The sequence below is a fragment of the Pseudomonas veronii genome (genome assembly GCF_001439695.1).
GTDB classification, from domain to species: domain Bacteria; phylum Pseudomonadota; class Gammaproteobacteria; order Pseudomonadales; family Pseudomonadaceae; genus Aquipseudomonas; species Aquipseudomonas veronii.
This window is the reverse complement of the sequence record NZ_JYLL01000015.1, coordinates 117,596-143,367: the sequence shown is the minus strand read 5'-3', so window position 1 is coordinate 143,367 and position 25,772 is coordinate 117,596. Positions and strand designations below refer to the sequence as shown.

Below are 25,772 nucleotides of genomic sequence, written 5' to 3'. Positions count from 1 at the left end.
CCACCCACCGAGTTTCCCGATGAAGCAGATGACCTTCGCCGACGCCGAGTACGCTGGCAAGCGCAAGCAAACCCGCAAGGAGTTGTTCCTGATCGAGATGGATCGGGTGGTGCCGTGGAAGGGCTTGATTGCTTTGATCGAGCCACATTATCCGAAGGGTGAAGGTGGCCGTCCGGCCTACCCGTTGATGGCGATGCTGCGTGTGCATCTGCTGCAGAACTGGTTCGGCTACAGCGATCCAGCGATGGAGGAAGCGCTGTACGAAACCACGATCCTGCGCCAGTTTGCCGGGCTGAACCTGGAGCGCATCCCCGACGAAACCACCATTCTCAACTTCCGCCGCTTGCTGGAGAAACACGAGCTGGCGGCCGGCATCCTCGCTGTCATCAATGGCTCTGGGCGACCGCGGCCTGTCGCTGCGCCAGGGCACCATCGTCGATGCAACGCTGATCAATGCGCCCAGTTCGACCAAGAACAAGGACGGCAAGCGCGACCCGGAAATGCACCAGACCAAGAAGGGAAACCAGTATTGTGTGTCACGAACACAGGTCAGATGACCTGTGCTGCTGTGCCGAAGATGGAAGTAGGCCTTCCGAAGTCGGCTTGCAGGAGCGGACTTCAAACCACCCGGTGCTGCTGCATCCAAAAGGTGTGGTGGTGAGCGACCGAGGAAAAGTCATCCCTGAGGATGGCAGGTGAGTATGGAGAAGATGAGCGAAAGCAAACCGTCCGATGACGCATCGTTATGCCCAAGGTGCTGCCGAAACTGAGGTGGAGTACTGGCTTCAGGACAAGTCGGGGCGTTACCTGCTTACGGACCCGATGGCAGCCGGTGTATAGGCGGCATGATCTTCATACAGGCTTTGGTACGGAACGTGAGAACCTTGTTCCAGATGCGAAGGAAAATGACAAATGGCCAACACCATGAGGAAGAATACCGATGCTGGAACGAGGGGCGGAGCTTCCCGTAGTAGCGATGAAGCCTCTGTAATGGAGGTGGAGCGAAGGGGCGGCGTTATCCGGCCGACGAGCGTTGCCAACCTCCGGGGATGAGTGGCGTGAGCTCGGCGAAACCTTATGACATAGCGAAACGCACGGTATGGGACGCCTACCAGCAGGTCAGGGCCAACCGCGGTGCTGCCGGCATCGACGATGAAACCATCGCCGATTTCGAGCGGGATCTGTCTAAGAATCTCTACAAGCTGTGGAATCGGATGTCGTCGGGGTCGTACTTCCCGCCTCCGGTCAAGCAAGTAGAAATTCCCAAGGCATCGGGAGGCACGCGCAAGCTGGGAGTGCCCACGGTTGGTGATCGTGTCGCGCAAACCGTGGTCAAGCTTCTCATCGAGCCGGAGCTGGACTCGATCTTCCACTCGGACTCCTATGGGTACCGGCCGGGACGATCAGCGAAGCAGGCGGTGGCGATCACGCGTGAGCGCTGCTGGCGATACGACTGGGTGGTGGAGTTTGATATCAAGGCAGCCTTCGATCAGATCAATCATGGGTTGCTGATGAAGGCGGTGCGCCTGCACATCAAGGAGGACTGGATACTTCTGTACATCGAGCGGTGGCTGGTTGCGCCGTTCGAAACGGATGACGGCATGCGCGTCCCACGCGAACGCGGCACCCCGCAAGGTGGAGTGCTCAGTCCCCTCCTGATGAATCTGTTCATGCACTATGCCTTCGACACCTGGATGCAACGTACCAGCCCCAACTGCCCGTTTGCCCGCTACGCCGATGATGCGGTGGTGCACTGCCGCAGTCGAAAGCAAGCGGAGTACGTGATGCGCTCCATTGCTTCACGGCTGGCTGCCTGTGGCTTGACGATGCACCCGGAGAAATCGAAAGTCGTGTACTGCAAGGACAGTAACCGTCGCGCAGGTTATCCGCATGTGAGCTTTACCTTCCTCGGCTTCACCTTTAGGCCGAGGAAGGCGCTCAGCAAACAAGACCAGCTCTTCACGAGCTTCCTTCCGGGAGCGAGTGCGGATGCCTTAAAGCGGATGCGGCAAGCGGTACGCAGGTGGCGACTCAATCGCCAAACCCACGTGACGCTGGTCGACGTGGCTCGGCTCTACAATCCAGTGATACAGGGGTGGTGGCAATACTATGGCTCGTTCTATCGGACAGCCATGCTTGGCATCTTCCAGCACATTGACCGCGCGCTTGAACGCTGGGCCCGACGAAAATACAAGGCCCTTCATAGGCGCAAGCGGCGCATTAGCCAATGGCTGGACAAGATGCGGACTGTGGTACCCCGGCTGTTTCATCACTGGCGAGTGACCGGGCAGCAAGGTTGGATAACGGGAGCCGTATGACGCGAGAGTGTCACGTACGGTTCTGCGAGCGGCTGCGGGGGCAGTTCCCGCGGCCGACTCACCATTTCGGCAGTGCGACCTGAAAGTCGCATGGGTTTCTGTTCCGCAGGTTAACGCCCGACGGAACCGACTGTTCCACCACTCGTTCCCTACCCAGACAGGCGTGGCCGGTAACAGCCGGGTCTGAAGCTCTGGGGACAATGTAACCGCCGATATTTCGGTAGGTCGAACCGCGAGGCCAGACTGAATCTGCCAGCATCAAGGCGGAGAGGCGCTAGGGATGAACAGGTACCCGCCAACTGCACGGGGGTGATGGTGCTCGCTTGGCGACTGGCTTCTTGCTGGAGGTTAGAGATTGCTTCGGCAATTGCCTTGGTCTGAGCCACATAGCTGCCGGATAGGTTGGCAATCACAATGCAGCAACGCGGTAACTCCAGAGCGGCGCTCATCAGGCAGCTGAGTGTGTAGGTGCTCACGGTAGCCAGCGTACCGCCGCCGATGACAGTAGTGCTCGCGTTTTCAAGGTAGGGCGGCAACTCATCGAGCATGATCAGGGTCGGTTTGTCCCCGATAATTTTCTTCCAGCCAGCCTGATCGACCGCGCGAGGGCCATTGACCCAGTAGGGCTTGATGGCTTCCTCTTCGCCTAGTTGGGTAGTCGCGAATGATGGGGTTGAATGTGCATGCCTGCTTGACTGTCTTGAGCATCTGCTCGACTCCCTGAGAAATACTTAATCGTTGCTCGACTGACTGGAGGGTGGGGTGGGCTGCGGAATGGAAAGCTCCTGACTCACCTGCTGCAGAAACCACTCACGCATGGTCAACCCACGCGCCTTGAGTGCGGCGTAGATCTGCTGCTTTTGGGCAGGATCAACCTCGATCACAACGCGATTGCTAGTTTTCATAGGCATGGGCACCTGGCTTAGGTTTGTAACGTGACGTGATGTTATGTTCGAAGGGGAGGGGCTGGAAGCCCTGGCGTACATTAATTTATTTTCTCTTTTAGGAGCATCTTGAGGTAGGCCCCCGTGGCCTGGCCGTTACTTCTGCCAAGTACTAAAAACGGGGTACCGGCCGGTCATCATGGCCTTCGACTGCTCAGGGTTAAGATCCTGTTGTTGCTCCTGCCAGTTGCCTGATCAGACGAAACGTCCCCGGTATGAGCGGCGGGCTGCTAGTCCAGATGCCGACTCGCCTGGGGACCAGCCCGAATTACACCGGGACTTATGGGCTGAGTGGGCAGCTATCGCAGGAACCACAGCAAGGCTTGCCGTGCATGGAGTCCCAATATTGCCGCTCAGCCTCTTCCCAGTCCCGCAATGCGAAAGCCAGTTCGGTAGCCTGCTTTGCATGGTCATGGCAGCGTCGAATTCGTTTAGGACGGCGGCGTCCATACAGGCCGCAGAAGCAGCGCCTTTTTTGGTTGATTACCCGCCGGGACTTTTCCCACACGCTAAACAAAGGCACTGTTCCGGAGATCACATCCAAGATAGGTCGCTCTTTGGACTTTCTGCGCTTGAGCCCTAGCTGATTTACCGCAAGATCGTTAGCGATTTTGCCACTGATTGCGCTCGCAGCCTTCTGCGCTCGCAGTTGATGTCGAGCTGCGTCGCCGTGTGCCCACGCGGAACCATTCGGCCATCTGCGCAGAGTGCGAGCGCGCTCTTGAAGCTTTAGGTATTTGTAGATTGTCTCAAGCCAGGCACGAGCGGACGGCTCGTCTGAGACAGGAAGCGGATTGGCGCCCGCGTAAAACAGACAGAACGTACCATCATAATTGATGTGCCGTTCCGGGCAAAAGCCTGGCAAGTGATGTGGTGTGCTTTCGCGTGCTTCTATCCATTCACCGTCTTGGCGTAAATGCAGCTTGTAGGGGAGCGTTCTCCCGTCCACCAGCCGAATCGGAAGATCAAGCGTTGCTGTCTGCGGAACGGATGTTACACAGGTACCCCCGAAATCTGGGGCGACCTGTGCAATCAGGTCGAGCGCTGTGCTCAACGGCTGCCGTCTACTTTCTGGCGGGAGTGGGGCTGCACCTGACGCTCATCTGCGCGAATGATGGCGGCGGAACCCGCATAGGCTTCCGAGCGAGCTTGCTTCGCAGATGCGTCCCCATCATCTGCCAGGGCTTCGGTAGCTTCGTTGTAGTCCAGGTGTGATGTCTTACGACTCTTCCCAAACAGGTTCTGCACAGCTTTCGATGCTGCGTCGTAAGCTACTTGCCCGATCGCGGTTTCCACCCCCGAACACGCGCATTGGCGTTTCTCAGACTCGATCACGCTACGCCCGATAGCGCACCTAACTCTATTACCCTTGGCGCCCAGGCGCGTGACGGCTATTGGGCCCAGATCGAAGCCAATCGCGAGGCCGAGGTCGCCGGTTTCAATACCTTCGGCGTTCAGCCGCTCAATTGCGAGATTGAAGCTGCTGCGCAGTGCACCTGCTAGCCGTGTGGCCTCGGATACTGACTTCTCTTCGTCAGTAGTATGCGCGGTGCCGTCACAGGATAGGGCTTGCACGCAGTCTCCGATGAAGCGCACCCGGCGCCCTTCGAAGTCGGAAGTCACGACCCGCTCCAGCTCGGAGCGGATGACATGCAAAGTCCGCACGACATCGTCGGTCTTCTCGTTGATGTGATCGGCCACGTAGGCTGTGAAGCCATCAATATCGGCGTAGAGGCTCACCATCTCCTGTCGCTTCGAGTTGGCCGGAGTCAGCGAGTAAATGTCCATATCACGCAGGGGTGGGGTTTGGCGGGAAAACTGGTAACCGCCAATGGGGTTCTTTTTCAGATCCTCACGCCACTCCTCGACGATCTCGTCGGACGTGACATCCAGCTTGGCCGCATCCTGACATGCCTTGATCTCTATCGCGGTTAGGGCAGATTTTTCCGGCTCATCGCTTTCCGCAAGGCCGATGGCCTTACGAGCATTGTTGGTCAGATAGATACCCCTGGCCTTGTTATTACTGGCCAGTTTCGCGGCATGGTTCGCTGGATCGCCCAGGAACAAGGGTTCGCGGTACCCGCTGCGGCCATTGTTTACAGCAAGAGCTAGGCCGGTATCGATGCCAATTCGAACCTTGGCTGCTGGGATTTGCTCATCGTCGTCGCCCGTCTCTGCAAGCACGTCAATGATCAATTGCGCAGTCGCAACGGCGCGTTGAACACGCTTGGTCTCAGCGCCGGACTCAGTGTTGTACGGCTTAGTGAAAAGGGAGTGCAGCCGCTGACTGTGGAAGTCGACGCGGCGCGCATCAACCTTGTTGAGAATTCGCTTGACTGCCCGGTAGTGCTGGTCAAGAAAGCGCAGCGTGCGCTTGTGACACTCTGTGCCCTCGACTGCAGTGATGTTCAGCATGTCCTCGAGATTCATGATGTCCGCATACATGTGGACCCCATCCACGCGGTACGCGGTACTGGTAGGAATCGATTCCAACGACATGTCGCGCACGTAATCCTTGATGGTGATTTCCTCAACATCAGCGATCTTCTGGTCTATGTGTTTTGCAGCGCGATCATGGTTCCAGCTCTTGCTCATCGATCACTCCTTCGGGTGATTGGGCGCGCTGCAATGCGGTAGGCAAGCGCATGCCAAATTTGCTTGTTGACAGATATCCGTTACTTCGGTCCTAGCTTGTTGAAAATGGTGCGTAGCTGATTGCAGGCTGGAGATAGGCTGGAGGGCAGCTGGTCTTCACTTTTCGTTAGGCGATATCCGATGGTTGTCAGCCCTTTCAGATCTGACGGCAGATGTACCTCGTCACCCCTAGGCTCAAGAAGGAAGGTTCGTGCCCTGCCAAGTCGTCCTACGAACAGGCCAAGCTCGAAAATGACGTTGTCGCGCGGCGTATTCTTGGTTTCCTCGCGCATTGTGACGGAGTCGTCCGGCTGTGCGATTGCGATGGCAAAATCGCACTCGTCCAGTTGCTCTTCGAGGCTTTCAAGGGCGTACTGCGATGCGCGGAAAACGCCTTGTGTCCAGGTCTTTACGAAGAACTTGTCGTGCTCAAGGTTATTCTCGATTGCCCGGGCAATAGGGAGTGCCTCGACCGAGCAAATGATGAATACGTGGGATGACTGATGGGCAGGAAGCACCATGTCGTTTCGCTGGTGTAGTCGATCGACCAGTTGCCGAGTGACCTGTCGCCAAACCGAGGGATACGCGTCCGCAATGGACTTGAAGTCTGCCGCGCTGACCTTCAAGACAATCGAGGGCTCGGTGGCCAGTACAGTAGCAGAGCGCTTCGCTGTTGGGACCAGAGCAGCCATTTCTCCGACGTGATCGCCGCCCCCTCGTGTTGCGACTTCACGATCATGGACCTTCACCTGGAAATGCCCTGTGATGATGAAATAAACCTCGGAGTCCTCCGCGTCCTCGGTAATGAGCACAGCATCCTTAGCGATCTCCTCCAGCGTTCCTACCTCTGCGAGGCGGCGTGCTAGGTCTTGATTTCCGAGTACCAGCTTCTGCTCAAGCAGTACTTCCTCAAGAACGGCGCGGCCTGACGGCCCTTCAAAGCGATCGATCAACTTCCCAGTAGTCATGATGGTGAGCATTCCCTTGCGAAGAGGTTGCGGGGGCGTTCACAGAGAAATGGGGACGTGCGTCACCCTTTCAAGGGGCGCTGAAGAAAAGATCTGGGCATGGCGGGCGCTCAGGGACGCAGGTTCAAACTCTGTTTGATTGCATTCGGGAGTAGTGGGCCGAATGTTCAGTGTCAAACATTTTGTGCTGTAAGACCTGACGTGCTCTGGTACACCTGTCAAACCTTCTCTTGATTGGCGTCAGTTTTTGTCAATCAATGGGGGTGAGTTTGACGGTCAATGGGGAGTCGCCGAAATAGCATCATAGGTAGGGATTACGGGCGATTTGGCGGTGTCAATCGAAGGAACGTAATTTGATAGGTCACATTACTGGCCGGATGACCCGTTGGTGGCCGAGGCCACCGCCCGAATCAAACCCCGCAAGTAAGCGTGACCGCGACTCAAATGTGGGAGGGGCGGTTATTGCGCGGCGGGCAGCAGGAAGCGGGCGATGACTGGCAGATGGTTGGAAATGCGCAACGTATCCGCCTGGCGCACCTTGGCTTCTACACGCTTGATCCGCGAGCTGTAAAACAGGTAATCGACGGTGCGATCCGGCCCGTCCAGGCTCGGGTCATTCGGAAAGTGCGTCAGCCACTGCTCACGATCAATCCCGCTGGATTCGCTGTTGCTCGGGATCATCGGGTATTTGTCCCACAGCAGATGCAGTTCGCTGTCCGGTGAATACTGCCCGCGTTTACCGGCATCCAGGCGCAGGAATTGCCCCAGCGGCAGTAAATTGAAATCCCCGCCGATCAACCACGGCGTACCGCGGCTTTCGAACTTATCCAGCAGTTTCACCGTGGCCTGGACTTGTGCTTGCACCGCACTGCGCCCGGGTGCGTCGCCCTCCAGGCGAGTGTTGAGTACCGCCAGTTGGCCGCCGTCGCTCAAGGGCAGATAGGTCAGCAGCAACGCCGGTTTGGGTTGGAACTGACGGCTGATGAAATCAGCGGGCGGTACGGGCAGTTGCAGGCGTTCGGCGTGTTCGATCTGGTAGCGGCTCAGGGTCACCAGCTTGCGGCCGACGCTGCCGAAAATATGCAGGTTGGGGATAAAGTCGGCTTTCCAGTCGAAGGCCTGGGCGCTGCAGGGGTAGAGATCGACGAGCCGCTCTTGCAGCAGCGCCACCTGATCCTGGTAGTGGGAGGACTTGGCGCCTTCGTCGAGTTCCTGCAACAGCAGGATGTCGGGCTGTTCGTCGCGAATCACCCGGGCCACTTCGTCGAGGCTGAAGGCCATGTCTTCGACGGTGGGGCGGTCGTCCGGGCCGCTGCCGTCGGCGGTGTCGTACCAGAACACGTAGTTCTTGCCGGCCAGGTACTGCACGTTCCAGGTCATCACCTTGAGCGCCTGCCCGGGCAGCAGGGTCGGTGCACGGGGCGCGATGCAGCTCACGGGAAGGGTTTGCTTGTCGGCGGGGCGCCAGGTCAGGCTGTAGATCAGGGCCGTCAGCAGGCCCGCGATGATCAGCAGGCCCAGCAAGGTGATGCGCAATAAACGGGTCATCGGCTCGGCTTATAGCGTGTCAGGGGTGACACGGAGCATATCACCGCACGTCGGCGTCGCCACCGATCAGCATAAATAAACGGAACAGCACCACACTGGTAAACAGCTGCAGGAAGCTGTGCGCGCTGTCGATCAGCACGCCCAGCAAAGGCGCGGGCTCGGGATACGCCGCCATGCTGGCGCCTTTGAGCAGCCACAGTGGCGTCATTACGCACAGCAGGCACACCAGGATTCGCCAGAAATGCCCGCGGGTCAGGCGCAAACTTTCCTTCATCGCCGCCAGTGCAGGCATGCCGCGCAGCACCAGCAGGTATTCGGCGAACGCCAGCACCACCATCAGCCACAGGCCCGGCAGGAAATACAGCGACAGCCCGAGCAGTATCAGCAGGGTGCTCATCGCCGTCAGCAGGGCGAAGCGCGGCCACAGCGTCAGGGCCATGGCCCACACATCCTTGGTGCGCGGCGATTCGCCACGGGTGCGGGCGTCGAGAAACAGGATCAGCGCCCCGGTGTACAGCGGATACACCAGCAACCCCACCACCACGCTGTAGCCGGGGAAGGCATCCGGGCCGAGCGTGTGGTCGAGCACCTGTTGCAGCAGGGCTTCGAGGATCACCAGCGGTAGGCACAGCTGGACGATGGCGCCCAGGTTGCGCTGGGTGAAACGGAGGGAGTCGCGCAGCACATCTAACGGATTCATCAGAGTCATCACAGGCCGAAAAAAAGCAGGGGCACACTTTAACCGATAGGTGCCGTGAGCAAGCAAACGTAAACCTTGAGTAAAGACCATTGAAACAACTGGTAACACCCCCATAACTAGCAGGACCGAGCCTGATCACAGGCCGGACCATGATTTCTACCGGCAATCTAACGAGGTCGCCATGAACAGCGAAGAGCAAACCCTGATCGATGGACTGTTTTCACGGCTGCAACAGGCCGAAACGGACTCAGCCCCCCGCGACGCGCAGGCCGAAGCGCGGATCAAGGAGCATATGACGCGCCAACCGGCGGCCGGGTACTACATGACCCAGTCAATCCTGGTGCAGGAACACGCGCTCAAGAACCTCGACGCGCAGAACAAGCAGCAGGCGCAACAGATCCAGCAATTGCAGGACGAGCTGCAGCGGGCCAAGTCCCAGGCGGCACAACCGGCGCCGAGCAGCGGTGGCTTTCTGTCGAGCATTTTCGGCGGCGGTTCCCGTGACGCGCAACCGCCACAGAGCGCTCCGGCCTCATCCGGCGGCGGTTGGCGTGAACCGGGGCGGCCGTCTTTCGGACAGCCTGCGCCGCAACAAAACTACGCTGCCCCACAGCAGAATTACCAACAGCCGCAACAACCCGCCGCCGCCCCCATCGGCAGTGGCTTTCTCGGTGGCGCCCTGAAAACCGCAGCGGGTGTGGCCGGTGGTGTGATGCTGGCGGAAGGTATCAGCAGCCTGTTCAACCACAACTCGCAACAGCCGCAAGTGGTGGAAGAAATCATCCGTGAAGTGCCCGCGCCTGCCAGTGACAACAGCAACTGGGGCAACGATGACCAGAAGTTTGCTGGCAATGACAACTGGGGCAGCAACAATTCCGACAGCTTCGCGGACAGTGATTATTCCGACAACTCGTCCTCCTTCGACGACGACGATTCCTTCGTCTGACGCATCCAGGCCGGGGCGCTTTGCCGCCCCGGGCTGATTTTTCCCGGAAACTTTCCCGTGGCTGGCATACTGGCAACCTTTGCGGACCTTCGCGTCCGGGGTCCAAGCGGCAGTCATGGGGAAGTGCGGTGAAGAAAATTGCAGTGTTCGCCGATGTACAAAACCTCTACTACACCGTGCGCCAGGCGTATGGCTGCCATTTCAACTACGCCGCCTTGTGGGCTGACATCAGCTCGCGCGGGCAGATCGTCGAGGCGTATGCCTATGCCATCGACCGTGGTGACAGCAAGCAGCAGCAATTCCAGCAGATCCTGCGCAACCTGGGCTTTACCGTGAAGCTCAAACCCTACATCCAGCGCAGCGACGGCTCGGCCAAGGGCGACTGGGACGTGGGCATCACCATCGACATCATGGACGCCGCCGCTAACGTCGACGAAGTGGTGTTGGCTTCCGGCGACGGTGATTTCGACATGCTGCTCGACCGCATCATCCACAAGCATGGCGTCGAAGCCGTGGCCTACGGCGTGCCGGGGCTGACGGCCAACTCACTGATACGCGCCGCCAGCCGCTACGTGCCGATCGAAGGCGCGTTGCTGCTCAAATAAGCGCTGCGGTTCAATAGATAAATGCTTAGACGGAGTTGGAACAGGTTTGGAACGTATAGCGGTCATCGACTTTGAAACCACCGGCATCACCCCGAGCAGCCACTGCCGGGCCACGGAAATCGCGGTGGTCATCCTCGAACGTGGCCAGATCGTGGACCGCTACCAGAGCCTGATGAACGCCGGCGTGCGCGTGCCGGGCTTTATCGAACAGCTCACCGGCATCAGCAACGCCATGCTGCGCAGCGCGCCGCCGGCCGAGCGGGTGATGAACGAAGTCAACGAGTTCGTCGGCACCACACCGCTGCTGGCGCACAACGCCGCGTTCGACCAGAAGTTCTGGGACTTCGAACTGGGCCTGATCCGCCGCACCCGCCTGCAAAAATTCGCCTGCTCGCTGCTATTGGCCCGCCGCCTCATGCCTGCTGCACCCAACCATAAACTCGGCACCCTCAACAGCTATGCCCAACTGCCCCACACCGGCCAGGCTCACCGGGCCATGGCCGATGCGGAGATGGCGGCTAACCTGACGGCGCACCTGGCCGAGCAACTGCGACGGACCCATGGCTTGCGCGAGCTGTCCCACGACCTGCTGTGTACCTTGCAGAAAGTCCCGGCGGCGAAGATCAATGAGCATTTGAAGAAGCATCGCGGGTTCTGATAGAACAACGCCGTTCAAAATGTGGGAGGGGGCTTGCCCCCGATTGCGGTGGGTCAGCTACACATAAGCTGACTGATCCACTGCTATCGGGGGCAAGCCCCCTCCCACATTTTGACTGTGTTCATCCATCAAAGTGGGAAGGGCGGTGCGACGATTCGACTTGCCCCCGATGGCGTCAGAGCCCGCACTGCAGATTTGAACGCTGAACGATCAAGTCGACAATTTGCTCAAGGGTGGTGATGTGATCCCAATCTGCCTGCGTCGCGCGCAGTTTGAATTGCCACTTGATCTGCATGACAAAGCAAGTCAAATCGTCATCGATGATCTTGAAGTCATGGATGAAATCCGTTTGTTCCGTCACCTGGCTGCGGTCGATGAAGCCGATGATATCGACGAACAGTTGAATGACCTTTTCGCTGATCTCGGCTCGGGTCAGATTACTTTCCATTTCTTGCCTCGTAGGCACACTTACCAATACTGATTAGATCAAAGACAGCCAACCCCGCAGCCACGAAGGGAATGCCTCGCCCGATAATGCCAAATACCCTGACAGTTCCAAATGTTGCTTTCGCCATTCTGGCCACGGTTGGCTGCCTGATCAATGTACGAGGGAAGAAGCGCATTCCGATGAGGCTAGCCAGGTTCGTCGTTTTGCTGGAGCCGACTTGAACCCAAGTGCCCACGGCAATTTTGCTTATCGGTATGCCCGCCGCACCAGTGAGAACCGTTGCAGCCGTCAAGCCGTAGTGTTGCTTTGTACACTTCCAGAGTTCGTCAAAAGTAGTGCTCGGCACCGAGGATTCCGCATGAATGGGCTTGAGTAACTGATAACTGGCGCCATGGGTCCAGCCTGGCGAATTAGGCAAAGCCATGACTGCCGGGCAGCTTGTCATTGTGTTTCCCATATGAAACGCCATGCTTGAAGTTGAGCCGAAATCGATGCCCTTGCTTTCGAGCTCAAACTTGCTTCGCATGATTGCTGTATGAAGATCGCTTTCCTGCATGCCGTAGTCCCTGTACGTAAATGACAGGCGGATAGTAAGTTTCAGCAAAGGGCGATTGGTGGTTGGCGGGAAAAACCAGAAAGGTCCGACGAAGCAGTAGCGCTTAGCCTACTGACGTTTCAGAAGACCGCTAAAAGCCTCCACAAAGAACTGATGTTTTAGTGGCAAGCAAGACCAATCCCTTTCATTTTCGGGACGTTTCCTAGAGAATTCCACGGCCTTGCGCCCCTCGGATCAGGTAGCTAGTCTCGCCTCGTCATCGAATCATCGATGATCGGACGTGCAAGTCCGGTTCGCAAAGGTGCACTAGCGCCCTACATCTCAACGCCTGGTTTTTAGTGGTCGGCGTTTATCTGTTATGGCGGCTGTGCGCTGGAGACCTTCGGGGTCTGCCGGGTTTCCTTTGCCCCGGTCTTGCACACCTGCGTACAGCTGCCACCCTCATTCGCGTGCAAGCGAACGGTGACGGCCTCTTACTTCAGAGGAATTACACCATGGTCAAAGTCACCCCCGATCCACCAGACTTCTTGAGCGAAGACGCCCTGCTCAACCGCCGCGCCATCGACTACTACCTCAAAGCGTCCGCCCCGGATGCGCCCACCTTCATCCTGAATGACAACCTGAGCCTCGAAGATGCCCTCGCCCATGCGGCGGACTTGCTGCATTGCGCGGTGAAAACTGCGCACTTGCCGGGTGAGGCGATGAACGCGCAGCAACGGGCGGTGATGCATTTGGTGGAAATGGCGAAGGGAGTGGTGGATCGGGCGCTGGAGTGTGTGCAACCTCGTTGAACCACACATAACGAATGTGGGAGGGGGCTTGCCCCCGATTGCGGTGGGTCAGCTACACATAAGCTGACTGATCCACTGCTATCGGGGGCAAGCCCCCTCCCACATTTTGACTGTGTTCATCCATCAAAGTGGGAAGGGCGGTGCGACGATTCGACTTGCCCCCGATGGCGCTGGATCAGCCACCACTTTTCCCATTCCCCTCCAACTGCCCCAACGGCACCCGCCGCTCTATCGCGCTCGACAAAATGATCGAGGTCTTGCTGAACCCGAACTTCGCTATCCGATTAATCAAACTCTCCAGCTCCGGCATCGAGCCTACCGCCGCTTGCATGATCACGCACGGATCGCCCGTGACCCGGTGGCATTCGGTCAGTTCGGGGATTTCGGCCAGGGCGTCGTACACCTTCTGGCTGCCATGGTTGGTTAGGCGCAGTTCGATCACGCACTGGATCGGCAGGCCGACTTTAGACAGGTCCACCTTGGCCTGGTAGCCGGTGATCACGCCGCTGGCTTCCAGCTTGGCCACGCGCTCGGCCACGGCGGGGGCGGAGAGGTTGACCGTGCGCGCGAGTTGCGCGTAGGACGCGCGGCCGTCTTCGAGCAGGGCGCTGAGGAGCATGCGGTCGTATTTGTCCATGAAAAGGCTCCAGCGTCAGGTGGCTTTCGAAAGCATGGTTTATAGCCCTCATAACCATGCTTTGAAAAGTGTATGGGCGGTTTAAACAGGTTTTGTAACTTATGTTTATGCACCTGTCTTTTTAGAATAAGCCTCTCTTTTTCTGCCGCAGAGCTGCCCAATGCCTGGCCCACGTCGCTTTCCCTTACCGTTGATCGCCGCCTTTTTTGCGTTGTATGTGATTTGGGGGTCTACCTACCTGGTGATCCGGATCGGTGTGGAGTACTGGCCACCGCTGTTGCTGGCGGGGATTCGGTTCTGTACGGCGGGGGCGCTGATGTACGCGTTTTTGCGCTGGCGTGGAGTGCCGGCGCCGACCTGGGTGCAATGGAAGTCCGCCGGGATGATCGGGATTTTGCTGCTCACTTTCGGTAATGGCGGCGTCACGTTGGCGGAGCACGCGGGGGTGTCGTCCGGTGTCGCTGCGCTGGCCGTGGCGACCGTGCCGCTGTTCACCTTGCTGTGCGGTTACTTCTGGGGCGCGCGTAATACCCGTCTGGAGTGGGCGGGGGTGATCCTGGGCATTATCGGCATTGCCATGCTCAACATGGGCAGCACCTTGCAATCGAGCCCGATCGGCGCGGCTTTACTGCTGTTCGCCGCCGCTTCGTGGGCGTTCGGTTCGGTGTGGAGCCGGCAACTGCCGCTGCCCCAGGGCGCGATGGCCAGTGCGGCGGAGATGCTGGTGGCCGGTGCGGCCCTGTTGCTCGGCAGCGCGGTGTCCGGTGAGCACCTGCAAGCCATGCCGCCGCTGGAGGGCTGGCTGGCCCTGGCCTACCTGACGGTGTTCGGTTCGATCATCGCCTTCAACGCGTATATGTACCTGCTCAAGCACGTGCGTCCGGCTGCCGCGACCAGCTATGCCTATGTGAACCCCGCGGTGGCGGTGTTGTTGGGGATCGTGTTTGTCGGCGAGTCCATCGGCATCGAAGAGGCACTGGCCATGTTGGTGATCATCAGCGCCGTGCTGTTGATCAGCCTGCCCCAGTGGCGAAAGCCTGGGCCGAAAATAAGGTAAACTGCCGCGCATAACGCCTTTTTACCCGCTTAGGCGCTGAATTTCCCCTACGGTAACCACATGACTTTCGCCACACTTGGCCTGATCGAACCCTTGCAGCGCGCCCTTGAGACGCTCGGCTACCAGACCCCGACGCCGGTGCAGGCGCAAGCCATTCCGGCGGTGCTGGCCGGCCGCGACCTGATGGCCGCTGCCCAGACCGGCACCGGCAAGACCGCCGCTTTCGCCGTGCCGCTCCTGCAACTGCTGACCATGGAAGGGCCGAAAGTCGCCGCCAACTCGGCGCGCGCGCTGATCCTGTGCCCGACCCGCGAGCTGGCCGAGCAGGTTCACGCCAGCGTTGCTGAGTATGCCCAGCACCTGCCACTCACCACCTACGCGGTGTACGGCGGCGTGAGCATCAACCCGCAGATGATGAAGCTGCGCAAAGGCGTCGACGTGTTGGTCGCCACGCCTGGCCGCCTGATCGACCTGTTTCGCCAGAACGCGCTGAAACTCAATCAGCTGCAAACCCTGGTGCTCGACGAAGCCGACCGCATGCTCGACCTGGGCTTCTCCGAGGAGCTGGCGAATATTTACCGCATGCTGCCGAAAAAGCGCCAGACCCTGCTGTTCTCCGCGACCTTCTCCGATGAAATCCGCACGCTCGCCGGGCAAATGCTCAACGACCCGCTGAGCATCGAAGTCAGCCCGCGCAACGTCGCCGCCAATACCGTCAAGCAATGGGTGGTGCCGGTGGACAAGAAGCGCAAGCCGGAGCTGTTTGTCCACCTGATGCGCAAGGGCCGCTGGAAGCAGGTGCTGGTGTTCGCCAAGACCCGTAACGGCGTGGACGCGTTGGTGGATAAGCTGCAGGGCCTGGGCATCAATGCCGACGGCATCCACGGCGACAAGCCGCAGGCGACCCGTCAACGCGCGCTGGACCGCTTCAAGTCGAGCGACGTGCAGATCCTGGTGGCCACCGACGTGGCGGCCCGTGGCCTGGATATCGAAGACCTGCCGCTGGTGGTCAACTTCGACCTGCCGATTGTGGCTGAAGACTACATCCACCGTATCGGCCGCACCGGCCGCGCGGGCAACACCGGCGAGGCGATTTCCCTGGTGTGCGCCGATGAAGTGAACATGCTGTCGGCCATCGAGATGCTCACCCGTCAGACCTTGACCCGGCATATGGAACAGGATTTCGAGCCGGAACACCGCGTGCCGGACACCGATGCCAGTGGGCAAGTGGTGAAGAAACCGAAAAAGCCGAAGAAGCCCAAGGCTTCCGGTGGTGGCGGCAAGCGCAACCTGGGCAAGTGGGTGGACAGTGGCGAGGTCGCGCCTGCCGAGCCGTCGATCAAGCCGGTGCGCAAGGTGCCGGTGTTCAACACCGGGCCGCGTAAGAAGAAGTGATTTTGCGGCGCTGCTGATGGCCTCATCGAGGGCAAGTCGAATCGTCGCACCGCCCCTCCCACATATTGATCGGGTTCACATAGTCAAAATGTGGGAGGGGGCTTGCCCCCGATGACGGCTTTGAATTCACCGCAGATCTCAGCGCTTAAGCCACTCCAACATCCCCCGCCCGGCCGCTCTGCCACTGGCAAAACACCCCGTCAGCAAATACCCGCCGGTCGGCGCCTCCCAGTCCAGCATCTCCCCCGCACAAAACACCCCTGGTAATTGCTTGAGCATCAACCGCTCATCCAGCGCCTCAAACGGCACCCCCCCCGCCGTACTGATCGCTTCATCCATCGGCCGGGTTTTCACCAGGCTCAGGGGCAATGCCTTGATAGCCACAGCCAATTGCGCCGGGTCGTTGAAATGTTCGGCGGGTGCCAGCTCACGCAACAACGCCGCCTTGACCCCATCCAACCCCAACTGACTGTGCAGATGCTTGCTCATCGAGCGCGACCCACGCGACTTGGCCAAGGCGGCCAGGACCTTGTCCAGCGGCTTGCTCGGCAGCAGGTCGATATGCACCGTGGCGGCGCCATTGCGATTGATCGCCTCACGAATCGGTGCCGACAGCGCATAGATCAGGCTGCCCTCGATACCGCTGGCGGTGATCACGCATTCGCCGAGGCGCGGCTTTTCATCTCCCAGGCCGATAGCGACGTTTTTCAACGGTGCGCCAGCGAATTTGCTGACCATCAGTTCGCTCCAGGCCGACACCTCGAAGCCACAATTACTCGGCTGTAACGGCGCGCAGGGCACGCCTTTAGCTTCCAGCCGCTTGAGCCAGGTGCCGTCGGAGCCCAGGCGCGACCAACTGCCGCCGCCAAGGGCGAGCAGCACGGCGTCGCTGTGGATGGTTTTTTCGCCGTCCGGGCTGTGGATAAGTAAACCGCCGTCCGCGCTCCAGCCCAGCCAGCGATGGCGGGTGTGGATAACCACGCCGTGGTCGCGTAGGCGCTTGAGCCAGGCACGCAACAGCGGGGCGGCTTTCATGTCTGTGGGAAACACCCGGCCGGAGGTGCCGACAAAGGTATCGATGCCCAGGCCATGAATCCATTCGCACAGTGCTTGCGCACCGAACGCACGCAGCAACGGCGCCATCTGCGGCGCACGTTCGGCATAGCGTGACAGGAACGCCGGGTAAGCCTCGGAATGGGTGATGTTCATGCCGCCCACGCCGGCCAGCAGGAACTTGCGCCCCACCGAGGGCATGCCGTCGTACACGTCCACCCGCAGGCCCGCCTGGCTCAGGATTTCAGCGGCCATCAGGCCGGCAGGGCCGCCGCCGATAATGGTGACGTGTTGGGCAGGGGTGTGAGGCATGGGCAGGGCTACGGTCGCGTGAATAGGTCGAGCATTCTACCCGAGGACGGCGCAAGTTCCTGATCAAAAAACGTACAGCTTCCTACAGGCTATGCGGTTACTGGCTTTCAGACGTTTACGCTCAAGTTATCCACAGGCCGTTCCACAGGCATTGTGGGTAACGCCCATATTTCAATGACAACCTGATGACGTCCACACCCGTTGCGCGCTGTGGTGCAGGATGCCGTGGCGGCGGGCCAAGGCCACACGGTCTTTGCTGTAGCCGCCGCCGATCACGCCCATCACCGGAATGTCGCGGCCCAGGCAATGGCGCATCACGCTCTCATCGCGGGCGGCGACGCCCTCGTCCGTCAGCTTGAGGTAGCCGAGGGCGTCGTCCTTATGCACGTCGACGCCTGCGTCGTACAGCACCAGGTCCGGTTGGTACAGCGGCAGCAGGTAGTTGAGCGCGTCGTCCACCACCTTGAGGTAATCGGCGTCACCCATGCCCATGGGCAGCGGGATGTCCCAGTCGCTCTGGGCCTTGCGCGCCGGGAAGTTCTTTTCGCAGTGCAGCGACACGGTGATCGCGTCCGGCGTGTCGTGGAGGATGCGCGCGGTGCCGTCGCCCTGGTGGACGTCGCAGTCGAAGATCAGCACGCGGTTGACCCGGCCGCTGGCCAGCAGGTAATGGCTGATCACGGCCAGGTCATTGAAGATGCAAAAGCCCGCCGGGTAATCGTAGTGGGCGTGATGGGTGCCGCCGGCCAGGTGGCAGGCCAGGCCGTGCTCCAGCGCCTGCTCCGCCGCCAGGATCGAACCGCCCACCGCACGCACGGTACGCCGCGCCAGGGCTTCGCTCCAGGGCAGGCCGAGGCGCCGTTGGTCTTCGCGGGACAACTCGCCGCTCATGTAGCGTTCGATATACCCAGGTTCATGGGCCAGGGCCAGAATGTCCGCCGGGCACAGCGGTGGGCGCAGTAATTGGCTGTCCTGGGTCAGCCCGGTGGACACCAAGTGGTCACGCAACAGGCGGAACTTGTCCATCGGGAAGCGGTGGTCCGCCGGGAACTCGGGGCTGTAATCATCGTGGTAGATCAATGGCAAAGGCATGGGATTTTCTGACGGGAACCTGCGACGGATCTTAACAGCGCGGTACACTCACGCACATGGCAAGGGAGGGGGACCCATGGAGCCGATACTGGAATTGCACAGCGCACGCCTGGTGCTGCGCCAATGGCGCGATGCCGACCTGCCGGCGTTTGCGCACATGTGCGCCGACCCGCAGGTGATGCGTTATTTCCCGGCCCGATTGGACCGCCTGGAAAGCGCCGCGTTGATCGGCCGGATTCGTGGGCATTTCGCCGAATACGGCTTCGGCCTGTGGGCCTTGCAGCGCAAGGACAGCGGCGAGTTCATCGGCCTGACCGGGTTGCAGAATGTCAGCTTTGAAACCGCCTTCACCCCTGCGGTGGAAATCGGCTGGCGCCTGGCGCGTGAGCATTGGGGCCTGGGGTATGCCAGCGAGGCGGCATGGACCGCGTTGCGTTGTGGTTTCGACCGCCTGCAGTTGGACGAAATCGTTGCCTTCACCACCCAAACCAATCTGCCATCACAAAAAGTCATGCAAGCCATCGGGATGCATTACGATCCCCAGGCAGATTTTGAACATCCCAAGGTCGCGGCCGATGACCCGCTGCGCCCGCATGTTTTGTACCGCATCACCCGCGCCCAATGGTTGGACACGCTGCACGGATAAGCAGCCCGGAATGCCCCATAGATTGTAGGAGTTGCTCTATGAGCCAAGTATTGGAAGATCTGGTGGACTTGCTGACCCTGGAGCCGATCGAGGAAAACCTCTTTCGCGGCCGCAGCCAGGACCTGGGTTTTCGCCAACTGTTCGGCGGGCAAGTGCTCGGCCAGTCGCTGTCGGCTGCCAGCCAGACCGTAGAAGCCGAGCGGCACGTGCATTCTTTGCACGGTTATTTTCTGCGCCCCGGCGATGCCGCATTGCCGGTGGTGTATTCGGTGGACCGCGTGCGCGATGGCGGCAGCTTCAGCACACGCCGCGTGACGGCGATCCAGAAGGGCCACCCGATTTTTACCTGCAGCGCGTCGTTCCAGTACGACGAAGCCGGCTTCGAGCACCAGACCAGCATGCCTGCGGTGGTCGGCCCGGAAAACCTGCCGTCGGAGCTGGAGCTGACCAAGCAGCGCGTCCACCTGATCCCCGAGCACATGCGCGACAAGTTGCTGTGCCCCAAGCCGATCGAAGTGCGCCCGGTGACCGAAAAAGACCCGTTCAACCCGCAGCCGTCCGACCCGGTCAAGTACGTGTGGTTCCGCGCCGACGGCGCCCTGGCCGACACGCCGGCGCTGCATAAGTACCTGCTGGCCTACGCCTCGGACTTCGGCTTGCTGACCACGTCGCTGCTGCCCCATGGCAAGACCGTGTGGCAGAAAGACATGCAGGTCGCCAGCCTCGACCACGCGCTGTGGTTCCACGCCGACCTGCGCGCCGATGACTGGTTGCTCTACGCCATGGACAGCCCGTGGGCCGGCAATTCCCGTGGTTTTTCGCGGGGCAGCGTGTACAACCGCGCTGGGCAACTGGTGGCCTCGGTCACTCAGGAAGGCCTGATCCGCCACCGTAAGGACTGGGCATGAGCCTGGCGCAGATTAAACATTGGGTGTTCGACATGGACGGCACCCTCACGGTGGCCGTGCATGATTTCGCGGCCATTCGCGTAGCGCTGGATATTCCGCCCGAGGATGACATCCTCACCCACCTCGCAGCATTGCCGGCGGATGTCGCGGCGGCCAAACATGCCTGGTTGCTGGAGCATGAGCGCGAGCTGGCGCTGGGTTCGGTCGCGGCGCAAGGCTCGGTGGAACTCGTGCGGGAATTGGCCGGGCGGGGTTGTCGCCTGGGCATCCTGACCCGCAACGCGCGGGAGCTGGCGCATGTGACGTTGGAAGCGATTGGCCTGGCGGACTGCTTTGCCGTCGAGGATGTACTGGGGCGCGATGATGCGCCACCCAAGCCCGACCCAGGCGGCCTGCTGAAACTGGCGGCGGCCTGGGATGTATCGCCCAGTGCGATGGTGATGGTGGGGGATTACCGCTTTGACCTGGATTGCGGCCGGGCAGCGGGGACCAGAACAGTGTTGGTCAACCTGCCGGAAAACCCGTGGCCCGAGCTGGCTGATTGGCATGCCGCAGACTGCGCGGTACTGCGCCGGATGATCCAGCCCGGGCAATAGAGATCAAATGTGGGAGGGGGCTTGCCCCCTCCCACAGGTTGAGCCGGTTTCTGCAGGTATTACTGAGAGAACAGTGCCTTCTGCCCTTCAGGCGAAGTGAAGATCCCATCGCCGTTATGCCCAACCCCCGGCACTTCCACCAGCTTCTGGGTCAGTTGCGGGTGGCGCTGCTTGAGGTAGTCGAAATAGTTGTGCCCGCGAATCAGGCGGTACGCGCCCTGGGTCTCGGCTTCGCAGCTTTTATCCAGCGCCGGGTGGTTCGGGTCGGTGTCTTGCCGGCCCAGCAGGTAGGTGATGTCACGCGACACATAGGCCTGTTCCAGTTGCTCGGCGCTTTGCCCCTTGGCATAGGCGGGCAGGTGTTGCATGCCGTACTTCCAGTCATTGAAGCCAGGGCAGTCGGCGACCTTGAACGGCACCGGGCGCTGCGGGCTGAAGTAGGCGTAGGATGACGGGTTGGCCACCACATAGCGCAGGCGGATGCCCGCGCTTTGCAGGCTCGGTTGAGCCTGGCCGGTGAGCGCGAAGCGCTGCACCACCTGGCCGCCGCCGGAATGGCCGGCCACCACAATCTCTTTCAGTGCCGGGAACACGGTGCGGTTGCCCAGGTGCTCGATAATCTGGTCCAGGGCGCCGTAGGAACTGACCTGGCCGGGGCCCGTGGAGGGCTCGCCGGCCATCCAGTCATTGCCGTTCCAGCGCAGCACTTGCGGGGCCAGGTGATGGCGTTTCACGTCCGAGTCATTGAGAAACTGCGGCGCGACCACCAGCGTCGTGCCACCAACCCCGGCATGTTCGGCGGCGTCTTCAGCGCTCTGCAGGTAGGTCTGTGCGTTGCGCAGGCGACCATGCACGATGATCAACGCACGGGTGACGTTGGGCAGGGGTTTACTCCAGTCCTGGCTCAAGCCGAGGCTGAGGTCGCCGGCCGTCAGGTGAAAGCGCTCGGGGCTGACCGCCTTGACCCCCTGCTCGGCGGCCCAGGTGGAGGCGCTGCAGGCGACCAGCACACCCAGCAGCATTCGCAATCGCGTATGCATTTAAAGACTCTTGGCCGCGAAGGTGTCGCATTGAGTGATCTGGCCTTGGGCAAAGCCGGTCTTGAACCAACGCACGCGCTGCGCCGAGGTGCCGTGGGTGAACGAGTCCGGCACGACACGGCCCTGGCCCTGTTGCTGCAAACGGTCATCGCCAATCGCGTTGGCCGCATTCAGCGCTTCTTCGATATCGCCGGGTTCCAGCCAGTTCAGGCGTTTTTGCGCGCGGTTGGCCCACACGCCGGCAAAGCAGTCGGCCTGTAGCTCCTGACGCACCAGCAGGCCGCCGTCGCCTTGCATCTGCCGGCCTTGCTGGCGCGCAGCCTGGATCTTCGACGAGATGCCGAGCAAGGTCTGCACGTGGTGCCCGACTTCGTGGGCGATCACGTAGGCCTGGGCAAAATCGCCGGCGGCCTGGAAGCGTTGCGACATTTCCCGGAAGAAATCCAGGTCCAGGTACACCTGCTGATCCGCCGGGCAATAGAACGGGCCGCTGGCGGACGTGGCGCCACCGCAGGCGGAATTGACCCGGCCACGGAACAGAATCAGTTTCGGGTTCTTGTAGGCCAAGCCGTTTTCCTGGAACACCTGGGCCCAGGTGTCTTCGGTATCGCCGAGCACTGCACGGACAAAGTCGGTTTGCTCATCATTGGCCGGCGGCGCCTGGCGCGACGGGGTGCTCACCGAGGGCGCCTGCTCCAACTGGCCGGTCAATTGGCCGAGGATCTGCAGCGGGTCCTGGCCGGTCAGCCAGCCGATGCCGACGATCAACACAATCGCGGTCAGGCTCAGGCCCTTGCCGCCGCCAAAACGCATGCCGCCACCACCACCGCCACTGTCATCGCGGGCATCCACCACGTTGTCGCTGCGTCGGCCTTTTTTCCATAGCATGGGGCAATCCTCTGTGTGCTAAGCGTGATTGATTATGGTCGTGATTAACGGCAATAGCCTTCGCCGGTGGCGACGATCAGGCAGTTCTTTTTATCCGCCAGCCATTTCAACCCGGTTGCCGCACCGTCACCGGCGCGCAGCTGTTGCGGGCCATCGGGGCGGGTGAAGGCGATGCCGTCTTCGGCCGCTTCACCTTTGAAGGTGCCGGCGGCGTCGGCGTCGAGGCCGTATTGCATGGTAAGAAGGTAGTGGCCACGGCCGATGCTGTCGTCCTTGGCGATGGTCAGGTGCAAGCCTTCGACGCCGATCCATTTGCCAACCCAGCTGTCGGTGGGTGGGGTTTGCGGCACCAGGGTCGCTTGCACGGAAGGCGGCGCCGGTTTGGCGGGCGCCTTGGACTCTTGGTTGCACGCGGTGAGCAGGGCAAGGGTAGACAGAAGAAAGACAGTTTTTTTCATAGCGGCAAGGCCTTGGTTAAAAAGTGTGCAACGCCGGGGCGAACGTGCAGCGTTGGACTCGGTTGCAGTGATTTAGTGCGCTGTTCGCACTGTGTTTGGTTATGCTCTTGGGGCAGACGCATGCCCGACTGCTAGATTAACGGGTTGAGTACCACCGCGTTCAGCCCGCCACGCAAGAGAATTCAATGACTGTCAGCACCCCACTTTCCGGCGTCAACCATCCCTTCAAAGGCATTCTGCTGATTGTGGTGGCGACTTTTCTGTTCTCCAGCCACGACGCCTTGTCCAAATTCCTGGCCGGGTTCTACCCGATCGTGATGGTGGTGTGGGCGCGTTACCTGGTGCATACCTTGTTGATGGCCGGGATTTTCCTGCCGCAATCGGGCTTGCGCGTGCTGCGCAGCAAGCGGCCGGGGATGCAGGTGGTGCGGGCCTTGTGCCTGTTGGGCACCAGCCTGTTTTTTACCGCCGCGCTGCATTACATCCCGCTGGCGGAAGCCACCGCAGTGAACTTCCTCGCACCGATCCTGGTGACGGCGCTGTCGGTGCCCCTGCTCGGTGAACACGTGACGCGTGGCCAATGGCTGGCGGTGATCTGCGGGTTTGTCGGGGTGCTGGTGATCATCCACCCGGGCGGTGAACTGTTCACCCCGGCGGTGCTGCTGCCGCTGTGCTCGGCATTGTTCTTCTGCTTCTACCAACTGCTCACGCGCATCCTCAGCCAATACGACACGCCCACCACCAGTAACTTCTTCGCCGGCCTGTGCAATACCTTGGTGATGAGTGCGATGGTGCCGTTCTTCTGGCAAGTGCCAACCCTGTGGCACGGCGTGTTGATGCTGGCGTTGGGCACCTGCGGGATGACCGCGCACTTGCTGCTGACCCAGGCCTTCCGCTTCGCGGCGCCGGCCTTGCTGGCGCCGTTCGGCTATTGCCAGATCGTGTTTGCGGGCGTGTTGGGCTGGCTGGTGTTTGCGCATACCCCCGACTTGACCACGGTGGTCGGCATCGGGGTGATCTGCATGAGCGGGTTGGCCGCTGCCTGGCAGCAGCGGCGGCGCTGAATCAGGCGTCGACCCTGGGAATCTTGCGCGGTGCCATGAAGTACATCCAGGTCAGCGCGATGAAGTACATCGCCGGGATCAGGGTGAACAGCACGGTGTAGTTGTTGTTCGTCACGGTCAGGATGTGGCCGACAATCTGGGTCATGAACATGCCGCCGATGGCCGCGCACATGCCGCCGAAGCCGAATACCGTACTCATCATGTGCTTGGGCGTGTAGTCCATCACCAGGCTCCAGATGTTGGCGGTCCAGGCCTGGTGTGCGCCAATCGCCAGGGAGATGGCGAACACCGCGACCCACAACTGGCTGGAACCGGCGGCCATGATCACCCCGATGATGCAGCAGGCGAACAGCAGCATCGACAGCAGCCGCGCCTTGATCGAATTCATCCCGCGGCCGATCAGGAACGACGACAGAATCCCACCGCCGACGCTGCCGAAGTCGGCGGTCAGGTAAATGATGATCAGCGGGATACCCATCTGCGTGACGTTGATGCCCAGGTTGTATTGCTGGTTCAAGAACGGCGGCAGCCAGTACAGGTAGAACCAGAACACCGGTGCGGTCAGCGAGTAGGCGATGGCGAAGGCCCAAGTGCCGCGCATGCGCAGGATACGGCTGAAGGGGACGCGGGGCTGTTCCGGTTCGACTTCCCGTTGCACGTAGTCCAATTCGGATTGCTTAACCGTCGGATGCTCTTCCGGGTTGTAGTACTTCAAACCCCAGAACAGCAGCCAGATCCCACCGAGTGCCGACATGCACAGGAACGCTGCTTGCCAGCCCCACACATGCAGGATCAACGGCAGCAGCATCGGCGTCATCATCGCGCCGACGTTGGTACCGGCGTTGAAGATGCCGGTGGCCACTGCGCGCTCGCCGGCGGGGAACCACAGGCGGGTGGTCTTGACGCAGGCCGGGTAGTTGGCGGCCTCGGTCAGCCCGAGGATAAAGCGGCAAACCATGAAGCCGACGGCCGAGGTGGCCAGGCCGTGGGCGCCGGTAGCCACGCTCCACAGCAGCACCGCGCAGAAGAACACGCGCTTGACACCTACGCGGTCGATCAGCCGGCCTTGCAGCACAAAGCCAATCGCGTAGCCGACCTGGAACCAGAAGTTGATGTTGGCGTAGTCCATCGCCGTCCAGCTCATTTCTTTGGCCAGGATCGGTTGCATCACGCCGAGGGCGGCGCGGTCGATGTAGTTGAGTGTGGTCGCGAAGAACACCAGGGCCAGCATGCCCCAGCGAGTTTTACCGACGGCCATTGCACCGCGGATCTTGTCGCCGATGCCGGCGTGCGGGTTGGCCGGGCGCGCAGCCAGGACTGAGTTTTGCGAAGGCATGAGGGTTTACCCGTTTTTGAAATTTTTATGGTGTGTTCTGGGTTTTGTTACGGAATCGATGGTGCGCAGTGGCTAAAAAATCGTCAATTCGCCAATGCCCATTGTGTTCGATAATCGCCCTGAAAACTAACTGGTTCGTACATTTCAATTGCTGCATTAGGCTAGGGGGCGAAT

The 25,772-nt window shown here is 60.4% G+C and carries 26 protein-coding genes and 1 pseudogene; 12 read left to right on the top strand and 15 right to left on the bottom strand.

Annotation, left to right across the window (positions count from 1 at the left end; translation table 11 throughout):
• Positions 1 to 19 precede the first annotated feature (19 nt).
• Together TU80_RS19015 and ltrA are read left to right on the top strand one after the other, a co-directional pair.
• Positions 20 to 530 (top strand): annotated as a pseudogene (locus TU80_RS19015) (IS5-like element ISPst7 family transposase); the annotation flags it as partial.
• Between the two features lie 519 nt (positions 531 to 1,049).
• The gene (gene ltrA / locus TU80_RS19010) at positions 1,050 to 2,318 is read left to right on the top strand and encodes a group II intron reverse transcriptase/maturase (RefSeq protein WP_010562502.1); all 1,269 of its coding nucleotides are present in this window, start codon (positions 1,050 to 1,052) and stop codon (positions 2,316 to 2,318) included.
• Positions 2,319 to 3,049: 731 nt separating this feature from the next.
• Here ltrA and TU80_RS33105 read toward each other — a convergent pair.
• From TU80_RS33105 to TU80_RS18990, 6 genes are all read right to left on the bottom strand, one after another.
• Positions 3,050 to 3,223: a hypothetical protein gene (locus TU80_RS33105; RefSeq protein WP_016712140.1), complete on the bottom strand. Its 174-nt coding sequence runs from the start codon at positions 3,221 to 3,223 to the stop codon at positions 3,050 to 3,052.
• 319 nt (positions 3,224 to 3,542) lie between these two features.
• The gene (locus TU80_RS34015; RefSeq protein ID WP_073624886.1) at positions 3,543 to 4,316 is read right to left on the bottom strand and encodes an E2 domain-associated cysteine-rich protein; all 774 of its coding nucleotides are present in this window, start codon (positions 4,314 to 4,316) and stop codon (positions 3,543 to 3,545) included.
• Positions 4,313 to 5,857, bottom strand: coding sequence for a Pycsar phage resistance system uridylate cyclase PycC (gene pycC / locus TU80_RS19005; protein ID WP_003127475.1), 1,545 nt, complete (start codon positions 5,855 to 5,857; stop codon positions 4,313 to 4,315). The genes TU80_RS34015 and pycC overlap by 4 nt, the downstream gene beginning before the upstream one ends.
• An 80-nt stretch (positions 5,858 to 5,937) precedes the next feature.
• Positions 5,938 to 6,864 carry a Pycsar phage resistance system effector protein PycTIR gene (gene pycTIR / locus TU80_RS19000; RefSeq protein ID WP_010562503.1) on the bottom strand — a complete coding sequence of 309 codons (927 nt, stop codon included), beginning with the start codon at positions 6,862 to 6,864 and terminating at the stop codon, positions 5,938 to 5,940.
• 459 nt (positions 6,865 to 7,323) lie between these two features.
• Entirely contained in the window at positions 7,324 to 8,412 is a 1,089-nt protein-coding gene (locus tag TU80_RS18995; protein ID WP_057005126.1) for an endonuclease/exonuclease/phosphatase family protein, read from the bottom strand.
• A 40-nt stretch (positions 8,413 to 8,452) separates the two neighbouring features.
• The gene (locus TU80_RS18990) at positions 8,453 to 9,112 is read right to left on the bottom strand and encodes a DUF7847 domain-containing protein (RefSeq protein WP_046381956.1); all 660 of its coding nucleotides are present in this window, start codon (positions 9,110 to 9,112) and stop codon (positions 8,453 to 8,455) included.
• A gap of 181 nt (positions 9,113 to 9,293) precedes the next feature.
• Between TU80_RS18990 and TU80_RS18985 the strand changes: the two genes are divergently transcribed.
• From TU80_RS18985 to TU80_RS18975, 3 genes are all read left to right on the top strand, one after another.
• A complete protein-coding gene (locus TU80_RS18985; protein ID WP_057005125.1) occupies positions 9,294 to 10,058 on the top strand; it encodes a DUF2076 domain-containing protein in 765 nt (254 codons plus the stop codon).
• 128 nt (positions 10,059 to 10,186) lie between these two features.
• On the top strand, positions 10,187 to 10,663 hold the full coding sequence (locus TU80_RS18980) for a LabA-like NYN domain-containing protein (protein WP_017848308.1): 477 nt from the start codon (positions 10,187 to 10,189) through the stop codon (positions 10,661 to 10,663).
• Positions 10,664 to 10,709: 46 nt separating this feature from the next.
• Positions 10,710 to 11,321 (top strand): 3'-5' exonuclease, encoded by a 612-nt coding sequence (locus tag TU80_RS18975; protein ID WP_017848307.1) that lies wholly within the window; start codon positions 10,710 to 10,712, stop codon positions 11,319 to 11,321.
• 175 nt (positions 11,322 to 11,496) lie between these two features.
• Here TU80_RS18975 and TU80_RS18970 read toward each other — a convergent pair whose 3' ends face one another.
• Together TU80_RS18970 and TU80_RS18965 are read right to left on the bottom strand one after the other, a co-directional pair.
• Positions 11,497 to 11,769, bottom strand: a complete 273-nt coding sequence (locus TU80_RS18970) for an acyl carrier protein (protein WP_017848306.1) — start codon at positions 11,767 to 11,769, stop codon at positions 11,497 to 11,499.
• Positions 11,759 to 12,325, bottom strand: a complete 567-nt coding sequence (locus TU80_RS18965) for a hypothetical protein (RefSeq protein ID WP_046381958.1) — start codon at positions 12,323 to 12,325, stop codon at positions 11,759 to 11,761. Before TU80_RS18965 ends, TU80_RS18970 begins: the two co-directional genes overlap by 11 nt.
• A 494-nt stretch (positions 12,326 to 12,819) precedes the next feature.
• Between TU80_RS18965 and TU80_RS18960 the strand changes: the two genes are divergently transcribed.
• Complete coding sequence (locus TU80_RS18960; RefSeq protein WP_017848305.1) at positions 12,820 to 13,116, top strand: DUF3077 domain-containing protein; 297 nt, start codon at positions 12,820 to 12,822, stop codon at positions 13,114 to 13,116.
• A 175-nt stretch (positions 13,117 to 13,291) separates the two neighbouring features.
• Here TU80_RS18960 and TU80_RS18955 read toward each other — a convergent pair whose 3' ends face one another.
• A complete protein-coding gene (locus TU80_RS18955; RefSeq protein ID WP_057005124.1) occupies positions 13,292 to 13,753 on the bottom strand; it encodes an Lrp/AsnC family transcriptional regulator in 462 nt (153 codons plus the stop codon).
• A 160-nt stretch (positions 13,754 to 13,913) separates the two neighbouring features.
• Between TU80_RS18955 and yedA the strand changes: the two genes are divergently transcribed.
• Together yedA and rhlE1 are read left to right on the top strand one after the other, a co-directional pair.
• A complete protein-coding gene (gene yedA, locus TU80_RS18950) occupies positions 13,914 to 14,810 on the top strand; it encodes a drug/metabolite exporter YedA (RefSeq protein WP_057005123.1) in 897 nt (298 codons plus the stop codon).
• Between the two features lie 60 nt (positions 14,811 to 14,870).
• Positions 14,871 to 16,205 carry an RNA helicase RhlE1 gene (gene rhlE1, locus TU80_RS18945; protein ID WP_017848302.1) on the top strand — a complete coding sequence of 445 codons (1,335 nt, stop codon included), beginning with the start codon at positions 14,871 to 14,873 and terminating at the stop codon, positions 16,203 to 16,205.
• Positions 16,206 to 16,343: 138 nt separating this feature from the next.
• On the opposite strand, the gene TU80_RS18940 is transcribed toward rhlE1, so the two are convergent.
• On the bottom strand, positions 16,344 to 17,570 hold the full coding sequence (locus TU80_RS18940) for a TIGR03862 family flavoprotein (protein WP_057005122.1): 1,227 nt from the start codon (positions 17,568 to 17,570) through the stop codon (positions 16,344 to 16,346).
• A 171-nt stretch (positions 17,571 to 17,741) separates the two neighbouring features.
• On the bottom strand, positions 17,742 to 18,662 hold the full coding sequence (locus TU80_RS18935; protein WP_046482194.1) for a histone deacetylase family protein: 921 nt from the start codon (positions 18,660 to 18,662) through the stop codon (positions 17,742 to 17,744).
• Between the two features lie 76 nt (positions 18,663 to 18,738).
• Here TU80_RS18935 and TU80_RS18930 point away from each other — a divergent pair, with 76 nt between their 5' ends.
• The 3 genes from TU80_RS18930 to TU80_RS18920 are packed head-to-tail and all read left to right on the top strand — an operon-like array spanning position 18,739 to position 20,812.
• Positions 18,739 to 19,308 (top strand): GNAT family N-acetyltransferase, encoded by a 570-nt coding sequence (locus TU80_RS18930; RefSeq protein WP_046381964.1) that lies wholly within the window; start codon positions 18,739 to 18,741, stop codon positions 19,306 to 19,308.
• Between the two features lie 38 nt (positions 19,309 to 19,346).
• Entirely contained in the window at positions 19,347 to 20,216 is an 870-nt protein-coding gene (tesB, locus tag TU80_RS18925) for an acyl-CoA thioesterase II (RefSeq protein ID WP_046381965.1), read from the top strand.
• Entirely contained in the window at positions 20,213 to 20,812 is a 600-nt protein-coding gene (locus tag TU80_RS18920; RefSeq protein ID WP_046381966.1) for an HAD family hydrolase, read from the top strand. The genes tesB and TU80_RS18920 overlap by 4 nt, the downstream gene beginning before the upstream one ends.
• A 59-nt stretch (positions 20,813 to 20,871) precedes the next feature.
• Here the strand turns inward: TU80_RS18920 and TU80_RS18915 are convergent, their stop codons facing one another.
• The 3 genes from TU80_RS18915 to TU80_RS18905 are packed head-to-tail and all read right to left on the bottom strand — an operon-like array spanning position 20,872 to position 23,198.
• Positions 20,872 to 21,852, bottom strand: a complete 981-nt coding sequence (locus TU80_RS18915; protein WP_057005121.1) for a hypothetical protein — start codon at positions 21,850 to 21,852, stop codon at positions 20,872 to 20,874.
• Positions 21,853 to 22,740: a KPN_02809 family neutral zinc metallopeptidase gene (ypfJ, locus tag TU80_RS18910; protein ID WP_017848295.1), complete on the bottom strand. Its 888-nt coding sequence runs from the start codon at positions 22,738 to 22,740 to the stop codon at positions 21,853 to 21,855.
• A 44-nt stretch (positions 22,741 to 22,784) separates the two neighbouring features.
• A complete protein-coding gene (locus TU80_RS18905) occupies positions 22,785 to 23,198 on the bottom strand; it encodes a lipoprotein (RefSeq protein WP_046482185.1) in 414 nt (137 codons plus the stop codon).
• A 185-nt stretch (positions 23,199 to 23,383) separates the two neighbouring features.
• On the opposite strand from TU80_RS18905, the gene TU80_RS18900 reads away from it, so the two are divergent.
• Positions 23,384 to 24,262: a DMT family transporter gene (locus TU80_RS18900; protein ID WP_017848293.1), complete on the top strand. Its 879-nt coding sequence runs from the start codon at positions 23,384 to 23,386 to the stop codon at positions 24,260 to 24,262.
• A gap of 1 nt (position 24,263) precedes the next feature.
• Here the strand turns inward: TU80_RS18900 and TU80_RS18895 are convergent, their stop codons facing one another.
• Complete coding sequence (locus tag TU80_RS18895; RefSeq protein WP_046381969.1) at positions 24,264 to 25,598, bottom strand: MFS transporter; 1,335 nt, start codon at positions 25,596 to 25,598, stop codon at positions 24,264 to 24,266.
• Positions 25,599 to 25,772 lie beyond the last annotated feature (174 nt).

Excerpts from the sequence above, each read along its gene's own strand:
- ltrA (WP_010562502.1), top strand. The coding sequence starts at position 1,050 with ATGAGTGGCGTGAGCTCGGCGAAACCTTATGACATAGCGAAACGCACG.
- TU80_RS33105 (WP_016712140.1), bottom strand. The coding sequence starts at position 3,223 with ATGAAAACTAGCAATCGCGTTGTGATCGAGGTTGATCCTGCCCAAAAG.
- pycC (WP_003127475.1), bottom strand. The coding sequence starts at position 5,857 with ATGAGCAAGAGCTGGAACCATGATCGCGCTGCAAAACACATAGACCAG.
- pycTIR (WP_010562503.1), bottom strand. The coding sequence starts at position 6,864 with ATGACTACTGGGAAGTTGATCGATCGCTTTGAAGGGCCGTCAGGCCGC.
- TU80_RS18995 (WP_057005126.1), bottom strand. The coding sequence starts at position 8,412 with ATGACCCGTTTATTGCGCATCACCTTGCTGGGCCTGCTGATCATCGCG.
- TU80_RS18990 (WP_046381956.1), bottom strand. The coding sequence starts at position 9,112 with ATGAATCCGTTAGATGTGCTGCGCGACTCCCTCCGTTTCACCCAGCGC.
- TU80_RS18985 (WP_057005125.1), top strand. The coding sequence starts at position 9,294 with ATGAACAGCGAAGAGCAAACCCTGATCGATGGACTGTTTTCACGGCTG.
- TU80_RS18970 (WP_017848306.1), bottom strand. The coding sequence starts at position 11,769 with ATGGAAAGTAATCTGACCCGAGCCGAGATCAGCGAAAAGGTCATTCAA.
- TU80_RS18965 (WP_046381958.1), bottom strand. The coding sequence starts at position 12,325 with ATGCAGGAAAGCGATCTTCATACAGCAATCATGCGAAGCAAGTTTGAG.
- TU80_RS18960 (WP_017848305.1), top strand. The coding sequence starts at position 12,820 with ATGGTCAAAGTCACCCCCGATCCACCAGACTTCTTGAGCGAAGACGCC.
- TU80_RS18955 (WP_057005124.1), bottom strand. The coding sequence starts at position 13,753 with ATGGACAAATACGACCGCATGCTCCTCAGCGCCCTGCTCGAAGACGGC.
- yedA (WP_057005123.1), top strand. The coding sequence starts at position 13,914 with ATGCCTGGCCCACGTCGCTTTCCCTTACCGTTGATCGCCGCCTTTTTT.
- rhlE1 (WP_017848302.1), top strand. The coding sequence starts at position 14,871 with ATGACTTTCGCCACACTTGGCCTGATCGAACCCTTGCAGCGCGCCCTT.
- TU80_RS18940 (WP_057005122.1), bottom strand. The coding sequence starts at position 17,570 with ATGCCTCACACCCCTGCCCAACACGTCACCATTATCGGCGGCGGCCCT.
- TU80_RS18935 (WP_046482194.1), bottom strand. The coding sequence starts at position 18,662 with ATGCCTTTGCCATTGATCTACCACGATGATTACAGCCCCGAGTTCCCG.
- TU80_RS18930 (WP_046381964.1), top strand. The coding sequence starts at position 18,739 with ATGGAGCCGATACTGGAATTGCACAGCGCACGCCTGGTGCTGCGCCAA.
- tesB (WP_046381965.1), top strand. The coding sequence starts at position 19,347 with ATGAGCCAAGTATTGGAAGATCTGGTGGACTTGCTGACCCTGGAGCCG.
- TU80_RS18920 (WP_046381966.1), top strand. The coding sequence starts at position 20,213 with ATGAGCCTGGCGCAGATTAAACATTGGGTGTTCGACATGGACGGCACC.
- TU80_RS18915 (WP_057005121.1), bottom strand. The coding sequence starts at position 21,852 with ATGCATACGCGATTGCGAATGCTGCTGGGTGTGCTGGTCGCCTGCAGC.
- ypfJ (WP_017848295.1), bottom strand. The coding sequence starts at position 22,740 with ATGCTATGGAAAAAAGGCCGACGCAGCGACAACGTGGTGGATGCCCGC.
- TU80_RS18905 (WP_046482185.1), bottom strand. The coding sequence starts at position 23,198 with ATGAAAAAAACTGTCTTTCTTCTGTCTACCCTTGCCCTGCTCACCGCG.
- TU80_RS18900 (WP_017848293.1), top strand. The coding sequence starts at position 23,384 with ATGACTGTCAGCACCCCACTTTCCGGCGTCAACCATCCCTTCAAAGGC.
- TU80_RS18895 (WP_046381969.1), bottom strand. The coding sequence starts at position 25,598 with ATGCCTTCGCAAAACTCAGTCCTGGCTGCGCGCCCGGCCAACCCGCAC.